The organism is Afifella aestuarii (assembly GCF_004023665.1).
Lineage (GTDB): Bacteria > Pseudomonadota > Alphaproteobacteria > Rhizobiales > Afifellaceae > Afifella > Afifella aestuarii.
This window is the reverse complement of sequence record NZ_SAUF01000002.1, coordinates 369,608-379,281: the sequence shown is the minus strand read 5'-3', so window position 1 is coordinate 379,281 and position 9,674 is coordinate 369,608. Positions and strand designations below refer to the sequence as shown.

Below are 9,674 nucleotides of genomic sequence, written 5' to 3'. Positions count from 1 at the left end.
CGGATTTGACATCATGACCAGTTCCAACCGTTACCCTCGCGATCTCCTCGGTTACGGACGCACGCCCCCCAAGGCGAACTGGCCTCAAGACGCCGCGATCGCGGTCCAGTTCGTGGTCAATTACGAAGAGGGCGGCGAAAACGCGCTTCTCCACGGCGACGAGGCCTCGGAAGCCTTCCTCTCCGACATCGTCGGCGCACAGCCCTGGCCCGGCCAGCGCCACATGAACATGGAATCGCATTACGAATACGGCTCGCGCGCCGGCTTCTGGCGGCTGTGGCGGCTGTTCAGCCAGCGCCAGGTGCCGGTCACCGTCTTCGGCGTCGCGACCGCGCTCGCCCGCAATCCCGAAGCCGTCACCGCCATGCAGGAGGCCGATTGGGAGATCGCCTCGCACGGCTACAAATGGATCGACTACAAGGATTTCTCCGCCGCCGACGAGCGCGCCCATATGGAAAAGGCGATTGCGCTGCATCAGGCGGCAACCGGCGAACGCCCCCTCGGCTGGTATACGGGCCGCTCGTCTGAACATTCGGCGAGGCTCGCGATGGAGGAAGGCGGTTTCGTCTATTCCTCCGATTCCTATGCCGACGACCTCCCCTATTGGGTGGAAGGGGAGACGGGCCCGCATCTCATCGTCCCCTACACGCTCGAAGCCAACGACATGCGCTTCGTCGCCGCGCAGGGCTTCGGGTCAGGCACCGATTTCTTCACCTATCTCAAGGACGCCTTCGACACGTTGCGTGCGGAAGGGCTCGCGGGCGAGCCCAAAATGCTGTCGATCGGGCTGCATTGCCGCCTTGCCGGGCGCCCCGGCCGCTTCGCCGCGCTGAAGCGCTTCCTCGGCTACATCCAGAGCCTCGACGATGTGTGGATCGCACGGCGCATCGACATCGCCCGCCACTGGCATGCCCACCACCCGCCGCATGGTTTCGTGCGGCCGAGCCAGATGGGTCGCGAGGCCTTTATGATGCGCTTCGGCAGCGTCTTTGAATCCTCGCCCTGGGTCGCCAAGCGCACCTATAAGAGTGAGCTTGGGCCGGCGCATGACACGGCGCGCGGCCTCTTCGGCGCAATGGCGGCCGCCTTCCGTTCGGCCAGCGAAGAAAAACGCCTCTCTGTGCTCGAAGCCCATCCCGACCTCGCCGGCAAACTCGCCGAGGCGCATGCCCTCACTGATGCCTCCACCGCCGAACAGGCCTCCGCCGGGCTCGACCAGCTCGATGCGGGAGAACGCGAGCATTTCCGCGATCTCAACCGGCGCTACCGGGAAAAATTCGGCTTCCCTTTCATCATGGCGGTCAAGGGGCGCAACAAGGACGAGATCCGCACCGCCTTCGAAGACCGCCTCGCGCATGACCGGGAGACGGAATTTGCGACCGCCTGCCACGAGGTCGAAAAGATCGCTCTCCTGCGCCTTCAGGACATGCTGCCGGAGCGGCAGGCGTGAGCATCGCCGCCGGTCGCTCATCCACCTTTGTCCACAGCGCCATCGGGCGGCGCGTTCCGTGGAGCCTTTCAAGCATCTAGCGGTTACAAACCTGCCTGGGCGGGCGTCCTCGCAGCCGCCGCAATATCAGCCGCAACCTCACAGCAATCTCCTAAGGACCGATGACGATGTTGGCCAAAGCCGAAGACATGTTGCGGCTTGCCGCGCAAGAAGGCGCCGACCTCGTCTTCGTGTCGGAATTCGTTCTGCCGGTGCGCATCGGCGCCTATCAGCGTGAGAGGCACGGGCCACAACAGGTGCGCTTCGACATGACGGTCGCGACGCGGCCGCGCGCGGCTCCTCCTGCCGGCGAACCGGTGAAGCTCGAAGACGTTCTCTCTTATGACGCTTTGACGGATGCGATCGAAACCATCGTCGCCGAAGGGCATTTCGACCTTGTAGAGACCCTGGCGGAGAAAATCGCCGCCCGGATCCTGGAAGAGCCGCTTGCCGCGATCGTCGCGCTTCGGGTGGAAAAGCTCGAACTGGAAAAGGCGCGCGCCGGCACCACGATCATCCGCCGCAAGGAGGCGCCCGGCGCATAGGACGCTGAGGGCCCCCGCGGCCAGCCGAGGGAGCCTTTCATGGCCGAAACCCGCCGCTTCTCAGATCACGACGCCACCGCACAAGCCAAGACCCGTCTGCCGGAATGGCGCGTCGAAGACGGCTATCTTTGCCGCAGCTACAAAACCAAGAATTTCGCCAAAAGCCTGCTGGCCGCAAACGCCATCGGCCATTTCGCCGAAGCCGCCGACCACCACCCCGACCTCACCGTCAAATACGGCACCCTCGACGTCGCGCTGCGCACCCACGACGCCGATTCCCTGACAGAAAAAGACTTTGCGCTCGCAGAGAAGATCGAGGGAATGCTCGGATAGTCTGCCTCGACGCCGACATCTTGGCGGACGCGTGTCGGCGGCCATCGGCCGCTGGCACGGGGCCAAACCGTCATCTCTTTTTCGAAAACCGAAAAATGGTGCCGCAGGGGAGGATTGAACTCCACCCCAACACCTTCAACCACCTGATTTATCAAGCGTTTTTGGAGCCGCCGTCTTTGCCTGTGTACCTAGGCTGTGGCCGAGGTCAAGCTAGGCCGTGAACTCATAAATTCAAACAGCGGTATCGGCTAAGGCACTGGCTTGAGATGACCGCCGTGTCTTCCATATGCCTCGTTCAAATCAAGCAAATGATGGCCCAGCACAGTTCTAAGATGTCGATCCACAACGATGATCAATAGAGTGTTGAAACGTCCGGTGCCGATCAGAACGTGATCGAAGCGTTCGTGAGCATCTCTGTAGACGTAATGCACGTCATTAAGGCTGGGTAAGCCCAGCGCGTTAAGATCAAGGCTATCGACATAAGGCCAGATGTCTAGAACTGCCTCAGCATTCTCCGTCACGTTGAGCATGGGCTGCGCAAAGCAAGCCTCAAATTCTTCGGCGGACAGGAGGCGGCTGGTTTGCATCACTTAAGCATATCAACGTTGAAGGAGGTCCGTAAGCGCGAGGGGTGGCATTCAGCCTTTTATATGTCTGTGATCTTCCCGAATCGCTTCTCGATAGCGAGGTCGCGTTCATGCTCGGTAGGAATGGACAAAGGCGTCCGGCGACCCTCCTGAGCAAGAGCATTTGCACGAATGACGTTGCCAGATTGCTTCCGTCGCGGGCTCCTCATCAAACGCAGCGATCCGCTCGGCGCGAATCTCTCCGGCCAATGCCAGAGCCTGCTTATGGCTGAGCTTCTGAGGACCGTTGCGCAACGCCTCCCAGAACCACTCCAGAGCCACCTCGGCCTCTCTGAACCGCTTCTTCGCCTCCGTCGCCTCCCTCGTGGACAGCGAAACTTTCACCTCCGCGCCAGCTCGGACCCGCCGAGTTTCTCCAGCAACGGGAAGTGTGATCATTCGGCCACGCGCCTTCTCGCGCAGATCAGCCGGAACGCGCTTGCGCAGCTCGTAGATGCCGGTCGTAGGATTTCGTCTCGGGGAAGCCATTCGCAGAACCATGTGTACCGCTCCTGTGTACCAAGAGCAGCGTCCAAAGGCCTAGCAAAACCAGATAGTTGAGGATACCCAACGGGTTGGCAATGGTGCCGCAGGGGAGGATTGAACTCCCGACCTCACCCTTACCAAGGGTGCGCTCTACCACTGAGCTACTGCGGCTTTCGGTGACCGTGCTGTCCAAAAGACGCCCGCGGGGCGTCCCGGACCGGCGCAACCGTTCCTCAGGCGCCCGGTCCATGCCACAAGCGCCCGCGCCATGCAACTGCGAAGGCGCGCAATCTCACCCCTGAGGCAAGCTCGACACATGCCAGCAGCCCTGCCTGGGCGATTTCGACCCGAGGCAACGCCCCCTGCTCCTCCTTCCGAGCACCGGTTCAATGGGTCCGTCTCTGCAGCATCGGTGTCGCCTGCCCCTGTAACAGGCGTCTGGCACGCCCCCTGTTGCGACAAGGACACGCAGGACCGCATCCTCTCTATCCATCCCGCCCGAGCCTCGTTTTCGCCCGATTGCAACTGGACTTCCTTGCATGCGGCAGCTCGTCTATGAAGGATCGATGCGGGGCGCAAAACCGGACAAGAACGAGGCGCGAGACGCGGCGCGCAAGGCGCGCGAGCAAAGGCTCGCCGAGGCGCTGAGGGCGAATCTGAAACGACGCAAGGAAAAGGCCCGCGCGGCAAGCGACGGGTCTGCGGCGGATCGATCCGCGGACGCGGTTTCCGACAAGACGTAAGCGGCAAAGCGGGACGAACCCGGGCGAGACGCCGCAAGAGGAGCATTGATGGATTGTATTCGCATTCGTGGCGGCAATCGCCTGAACGGGACGATCCCGATTTCAGGCGCCAAAAACGCCACCCTGCCCTTGATGATCGCAAGCCTCCTCTCCCGGGAGACGCTGACGCTCAAGAATGTGCCGAATCTCGCCGACGTGTCCCTGCTGAAGCGCATTCTCGGCAATCACGGCGTCGATCACACGGTGCGCGGCAAACGCTCCACGCACGAGGTCGTGGCCGGCGAGACGGTGGAGCTTTCCGCCCGCGAGATCGTCGATACGACGGCGCCCTATGAACTCGTGTCGCGCATGCGCGCCTCGTTCTGGGTGATCGGCCCCCTCTTGGCCCGCATGGGCGAAGCGCGCGTGTCGCTGCCGGGCGGCTGCGCCATCGGCACGCGCCCGGTCGATTTCTATCTGCATGGGCTTCAGGCGCTCGGTGCGGAGCTGTCCGTCGAAGGCGGCTATGTGGAGGCGCGTGCGCCGAAGGGTCTCGTCGGCGGACGCGTGATCTTTCCGCGCGTCTCGGTCGGCGCGACGCATACGGTGATGATGGCGGCCGCCCTCGCCAAGGGCGAAACCGTCATCGAAAACGCCGCGCGCGAGCCGGAAGTCGTCGATGTCGCCGAATGCCTCATGAAGATGGGCGCTCAGATCGAAGGCGCCGGCACCCGCGAAATCCACATCGAGGGCGTGCCGTCGCTCTCCGCGGCGGAGCATTCCGTGCTTCCCGACCGCATCGAAACCGGCACCTACGCGATGGCGGTGGCGGCGACCGGCGGCGAGGTCACCTTGACCGGCGCGCGTCCCGATCTCCTGCGTGCCGCGCTCGACACGCTCGTCGACGCCGGTATCGAGATCGCGGAGACCAACGAAGGCATCCGCGTGGCGCGCAATGGCGGCCCGCTCAAGGCCGTCGAAGTCACCACCCAGCCCTTCCCCGGCTTCCCGACCGACCTTCAGGCGCAGTTGATGGCTTTGATGGCGCGGGCGGAAGGCACCTCCCACATCACCGAGACGATCTTCGAAAATCGCTTCATGCATGTGCAGGAATTGTCGCGTCTTGGGGCCGATATCCGTCTCGACGGGCAGACGGCGACCATCCGCGGCGTGGAGAAGCTGACGGGGGCACAGGTCATGGCGACGGATCTGCGCGCCTCCGTGTCGCTCGTCATCGGCGGTCTTGCGGCGGAAGGCGAGACGACGGTCAACCGCGTCTACCATCTCGACCGCGGCTTTGAGCTCCTCGAAGAGAAGCTCTCCGCCTGCGGCGCCGAGATCGAGCGCGTCCGCGCCTGAGGCATCCTGGACCGGTTCGCGCCTTGCCCTCACCGCGGTGAGGCCCTAGAGCCTAAAAGGGAGATTTTGGGCCGCCATCGCGATGGCGGAGCGGCAGGCGTGAGCCTGCGGCTTCGCTAAGATCGGTGCGGCCACAACGGAAGCGGCCAATAAGGTCAGATCGGGAAGGGGTTCATGGCTTCGAGCGGTCGTCTGCGTCTCATGGCAATGGACGAGGAAGATCTGCAGATCATCTCCGCGTATGTTCAGGATGCGGTGGTGAAGGTCGGCGACATCAAATGGCTGCCGCAGGAAAAGCGCCTCCTCCTCCCGATGAACCGGTTTGCCTGGGAGGCGGCGCCCGAGCGGCGGGCCCTTTCGCGCGTCTTCGAACGGCGGCGCGCCGTCCTGCATTTCGAGCGCGTGGAAGAGGCGAAAAGCTTCGGCATCGATCGCAACGATGGCGAACGCGTTCTGTCGCTGCTTGCCGTGCAATTCGCTCCGACCGCGGCCCCGGCCGGCGAGGTGACCCTCGTCTTTGCCGGCGATGCGGCCATCAAGCTCAAGGTCGAATGCTGCGAAGCGCGGCTTGCCGATCTTGGCCCCGCCTGGTCGACGCCGCGCCAGCCGCGTCACATGACATCCTGAAGATCGCGGGGCTTGATCCATGGCGCTCAGACTTTCCACGACGGATGACGATTTCGAGACGCGCTTCGCCGCGTTTCTCGCCACCAAGCGCGAGATGGCCGCGGAGGTCGACGAGGCCGTGCGCGACATCATCGCCGATGTGCGCGCCCGCGGCGACGAAGCGCTCGCCGAACTCACGGCGCGCTTCGACAAGGTCGATCTCGAGGCCCGCGGCACCGCCATTGGCCGCGAGGAGATCGAGCGCGCGGTCGAGGATTGCCCGAAAGACGTGCTCGAGGCGCTGACGCTCGCCCGCGACCGGCTCAAGGCCGGCCAGGAGCGGCTGATGCCGGAGGATACGCGCCACGAAGATGCGCTCGGGGTCACGCTCGGCACGCGCTGGACGGCGGTCGATTCCGCCGGCCTCTACGTGCCCGGCGGCACCGCCGCCTATCCGAGCTCGGTGATCATGAACGCGGTGCCGGCGAAGGTCGCCGGCGTCGAACGGCTCGCCATGACGGTGCCGACGCCCGACGGCGTCTTCAACCCGCTCGTTCTCGTCGCGGCCGAGCTTGCCGGCGTCGATGAAATCTACCGCGTCGGCGGGGCGCAGGCGATCGCCGCGCTTGCCTACGGCACGGAGACGATCAAGCCCGTCTCCATCATCGTCGGCCCCGGCAATGCCTATGTGGCCGCCGCCAAGCGGCGCGTCTTCGGCACGGTCGGCATCGACATGATCGCCGGGCCGTCTGAAATTCTCGTCATCGCCGACGCCGAAAACGATCCGGCCTGGCTCGCCGCCGACCTTTTGTCGCAGGCCGAGCACGACAAGGTGGCGCAGTCGATCCTCGTCACGGACGATCAGGCCTTCGGCGAAGCCGTCGCCCGGGAAGTCGATCGCCAGGCAGCACTCCTGCCGCGCCGCGAGATCGCCGAGGCGAGCTGGCGCGATTTCGGCGCCGTCATCACGGTCAAACATTTCGACGAAGCGGCAGAGCTCGCCGACCGCATCGCGGCGGAGCATCTGGAGATCGCCATCGAGGATCCGGAGCGGCTTCTGCCGAAGATCCGCCATGCCGGCGCGATCTTCCTCGGGCGCTTCACGCCGGAAGTGATCGGCGATTATGTCGGCGGTTCCAACCACGTCCTGCCGACCGGGCGCTCGGCGCGCTTCTCCTCGGGCCTGTCGGTGCTCGATTTCATGAAGCGCAGCTCCATCCTCTCCTGCCCGCCTTCGGCGCTTTCCGATCTCGGCCCGGCTGCGATCGCGCTGGCGCGTGCGGAGGGTCTGGAGGCGCATGCGCGCGCCCTCACCATCCGCATGAATCGGTGAGGCGGCGGGGTGATGGCGAATGCGGGGCAGAAGAACCGGCTCGTCGCTGTCCATCTGGATGAATCGATCGGGCGTGGCCCGCCCGATATCGAGCATGAGCGCGCCGTCGCCATCTTCGATCTGATCGACGAGAATTCGTTCGCCCCCGTCGGCAAGGAGGAAGGCCCCTACAAGCTCAATCTTGCGATCGCCGAACGGCGCCTCATCTTCGACATCCGCAAGGAAGACGACACGGAGGTGATGACGCACATTCTGTCGCTGTCGCCGTTCCGCAAGATCGTCAAAGACTATTTCGTCATCTGCGAAAGCTATTACGACGCCATCAAGAGCGGCTCGCCGCGGCGCATCGAGGCGATCGATATGGGCCGTCGCGGGGTGCATGACGAAGGCTCCCGCCTCCTTCAGGAGCGCCTGAAAGGCAAGATCGAGGTCGATTTCGACACGGCACGCCGCCTGTTCACGCTGGTCTGCGTGCTGCACTGGCGGGGCTGACCCCGGTGGCGGCGCAGGCGTCGACACAGCCGGCTTCGATCCTTTTTCTGTGCGGACGCAATGCGGTGCGCTCGCCGATCGCGGAGACCCTGGCACGCGAGGCCCTCGGACCCCATATCTATGTCGCGTCTGCCGGGGTCATGCCCGGAAGGCGCGATCCTTTCGTGGATGCCGTTCTCGCCGAAAAGGGGCTGGCGCTCAGCCAGTCGCGGCCGAAAAGCCTGGCGGAGCTGGAAGATCTCAATTTCGATCTTGCCATCACGCTGTCGCCGGAAGCGCATCACCAGGCCCTGGAGCTGACGCGCACGCTCGCGATCGACGTCGAATACTGGCCGACGCCCGATCCGACACAGGCGACCGGCAGCCGCGAACAGATCCTCACCGCCTACCGCGAACTGCGGGACAGGCTTGCCCGAAACATCGAGCAGAGGCTGGTTCAGCCCCGAAAGGGCTGACGAAAGCGGCCTCGACCCCTTAAGAACCGGTTCACACGCTGAAACGTTTGGGGTACGTATCCTCGCCAATCTAACCCAAGGTGATTGATGGCCAAAGAAGAGGTTTTGGAATTTCCCGGTGTCGTCACTGAGCTTTTGCCCAACGCCACCTTCCGAGTGAAGCTGGAAAACGACCACGAGATTATTGCCCACACCGCCGGGCGTATGCGCAAAAACCGCATTCGCGTGCTCGCCGGTGACAAGGTGCTTGTCGAGATGACGCCCTACGATCTGACCAAGGGGCGCATCACATACCGCTACAAATAGCCCGCTGCGGACGGCCTTTGGGCCTCCGCGCGCAGGATTTAAGCCGCCACGGCCAATGAACCGCCACAAGCAACCCCCCGCCCCCCTTGTGCTCGCCTCCGGCTCGCCGCGACGCCTGGCGCTGTTGGACCAGATCGGCATCATCCCCGATCGCCTTCTGCCCGCCGGCATCGAGGAAACGCCGGAGCGCAAGGAATTGCCGCGCTCGATGGCGCGGCGGCTCGCCCGCACCAAGGCGGAGGTGGCAGCCCGGGCCGCCAGACGCGATCCGGCGCTCGAAGGCGCCTATGTGCTCGCCGCCGACACGGTGGTGGCGGTCGGTCGGCGGATTCTGCCGAAGCCGGAAGTGACGGACGAAGCCGCAGCCTGCCTCAGGCTCCTGTCGGGCCGGGCGCATCGCGTCTATACGGCGATCTGTCTTCTGACGCCGAAGGGCGCGACGCGGCAGAAGCTCGTGGAAAGCCGCGTGCGCTTCAAACGTCTGTCGCGCAGCGAGATCGAGATCTATCTCGCCTCGGGCGAATGGCAGGGGAAAGCCGGCGGCTATGCCATCCAGGGCCGTGCCGGGGCTTTCGTCGTGAAACTCATCGGCTCTTATTCCAATGTCGTCGGGCTGCCGCTGTTTGAAACCATGAACCTTCTCGCCGGCGAGCATTTCGACGTCTACGAACGCTGGACGGAGCCTGCGGCATGAGCGCACGCCCGACGCGGCCTCGTCGCGGCCCTGCCGTCGAACGCTGCCCGATCTGCGGCAAGCCGGCGAGCGCCGAAGACGCGCCCTTCTGCTCGACCCGCTGTCGCGAGGTGGATCTCAACCGCTGGCTCGGCGGCGCCTACCGCATTCCGGGCGAGGCCGTTCGGGAACCGGGCGGCAGCGACGACGAGGATTGAGGCCGAGGTGTCGCCTCAGGCCTGATATCAG

At 64.4% G+C, this 9,674-nt stretch carries 14 protein-coding genes and 1 tRNA gene; 12 read left to right on the top strand and 3 right to left on the bottom strand.

What is annotated here, in order from left to right; all coding sequences use genetic code 11:
* The first annotated feature begins 13 nt into the window (after positions 1-13).
* From puuE to EO094_RS10210, 3 genes are all read left to right on the top strand, one after another.
* Positions 14-1,450: an allantoinase PuuE gene (gene puuE / locus EO094_RS10220; protein ID WP_128292200.1), complete on the top strand. Its 1,437-nt coding sequence runs from the start codon at positions 14-16 to the stop codon at positions 1,448-1,450.
* Between the two features lie 167 nt (positions 1,451-1,617).
* Positions 1,618-2,034 carry a dihydroneopterin aldolase gene (locus tag EO094_RS10215; protein WP_164879622.1) on the top strand — a complete coding sequence of 139 codons (417 nt, stop codon included), beginning with the start codon at positions 1,618-1,620 and terminating at the stop codon, positions 2,032-2,034.
* 39 nt (positions 2,035-2,073) lie between these two features.
* Positions 2,074-2,367, top strand: a complete 294-nt coding sequence (locus tag EO094_RS10210; protein ID WP_128292198.1) for a 4a-hydroxytetrahydrobiopterin dehydratase — start codon at positions 2,074-2,076, stop codon at positions 2,365-2,367.
* A gap of 248 nt (positions 2,368-2,615) precedes the next feature.
* Here EO094_RS10210 and EO094_RS10205 read toward each other — a convergent pair whose 3' ends face one another.
* From EO094_RS10205 to EO094_RS10195, 3 genes are all read right to left on the bottom strand, one after another.
* On the bottom strand, positions 2,616-2,957 hold the full coding sequence (locus EO094_RS10205; RefSeq protein ID WP_164879621.1) for a hypothetical protein: 342 nt from the start codon (positions 2,955-2,957) through the stop codon (positions 2,616-2,618).
* A gap of 105 nt (positions 2,958-3,062) precedes the next feature.
* Positions 3,063-3,494 (bottom strand): DUF6538 domain-containing protein, encoded by a 432-nt coding sequence (locus tag EO094_RS10200; protein WP_128292197.1) that lies wholly within the window; start codon positions 3,492-3,494, stop codon positions 3,063-3,065.
* Positions 3,495-3,575: 81 nt separating this feature from the next.
* Positions 3,576-3,650, bottom strand: a tRNA-Thr gene (locus EO094_RS10195).
* Positions 3,651-4,045: 395 nt separating this feature from the next.
* On the opposite strand from EO094_RS10195, the gene EO094_RS10190 reads away from it, so the two are divergent.
* The 9 genes from EO094_RS10190 to yacG all read left to right on the top strand — a co-directional run bounded on the left by EO094_RS10190 (position 4,046) and on the right by yacG (position 9,643).
* Entirely contained in the window at positions 4,046-4,222 is a 177-nt protein-coding gene (locus tag EO094_RS10190) for a hypothetical protein (RefSeq protein ID WP_170130372.1), read from the top strand.
* 48 nt (positions 4,223-4,270) lie between these two features.
* Positions 4,271-5,560, top strand: a complete 1,290-nt coding sequence (gene murA, locus EO094_RS10185) for a UDP-N-acetylglucosamine 1-carboxyvinyltransferase (RefSeq protein WP_128292195.1) — start codon at positions 4,271-4,273, stop codon at positions 5,558-5,560.
* 174 nt (positions 5,561-5,734) lie between these two features.
* Positions 5,735-6,187, top strand: coding sequence for a DUF2948 family protein (locus EO094_RS10180; RefSeq protein WP_128292194.1), 453 nt, complete (start codon positions 5,735-5,737; stop codon positions 6,185-6,187).
* A 19-nt stretch (positions 6,188-6,206) separates the two neighbouring features.
* Positions 6,207-7,499: a histidinol dehydrogenase gene (hisD, locus tag EO094_RS10175; RefSeq protein ID WP_128292193.1), complete on the top strand. Its 1,293-nt coding sequence runs from the start codon at positions 6,207-6,209 to the stop codon at positions 7,497-7,499.
* A gap of 12 nt (positions 7,500-7,511) precedes the next feature.
* Positions 7,512-7,991, top strand: coding sequence for a UPF0262 family protein (locus tag EO094_RS10170; RefSeq protein WP_128292192.1), 480 nt, complete (start codon positions 7,512-7,514; stop codon positions 7,989-7,991).
* Positions 7,988-8,446 carry an arsenate-mycothiol transferase ArsC gene (locus tag EO094_RS10165; protein WP_261213995.1) on the top strand — a complete coding sequence of 153 codons (459 nt, stop codon included), beginning with the start codon at positions 7,988-7,990 and terminating at the stop codon, positions 8,444-8,446. Before EO094_RS10170 ends, EO094_RS10165 begins: the two co-directional genes overlap by 4 nt.
* Positions 8,447-8,533: 87 nt before the next feature.
* Positions 8,534-8,752 carry a translation initiation factor IF-1 gene (gene infA, locus EO094_RS10160; protein WP_028482718.1) on the top strand — a complete coding sequence of 73 codons (219 nt, stop codon included), beginning with the start codon at positions 8,534-8,536 and terminating at the stop codon, positions 8,750-8,752.
* A 55-nt stretch (positions 8,753-8,807) separates the two neighbouring features.
* Entirely contained in the window at positions 8,808-9,446 is a 639-nt protein-coding gene (locus EO094_RS10155) for a Maf-like protein (protein WP_128292190.1), read from the top strand.
* On the top strand, positions 9,443-9,643 hold the full coding sequence (gene yacG, locus EO094_RS10150; protein ID WP_128292189.1) for a DNA gyrase inhibitor YacG: 201 nt from the start codon (positions 9,443-9,445) through the stop codon (positions 9,641-9,643). Before EO094_RS10155 ends, yacG begins: the two co-directional genes overlap by 4 nt.
* Positions 9,644-9,674: the final 31 nt, after the last annotated feature.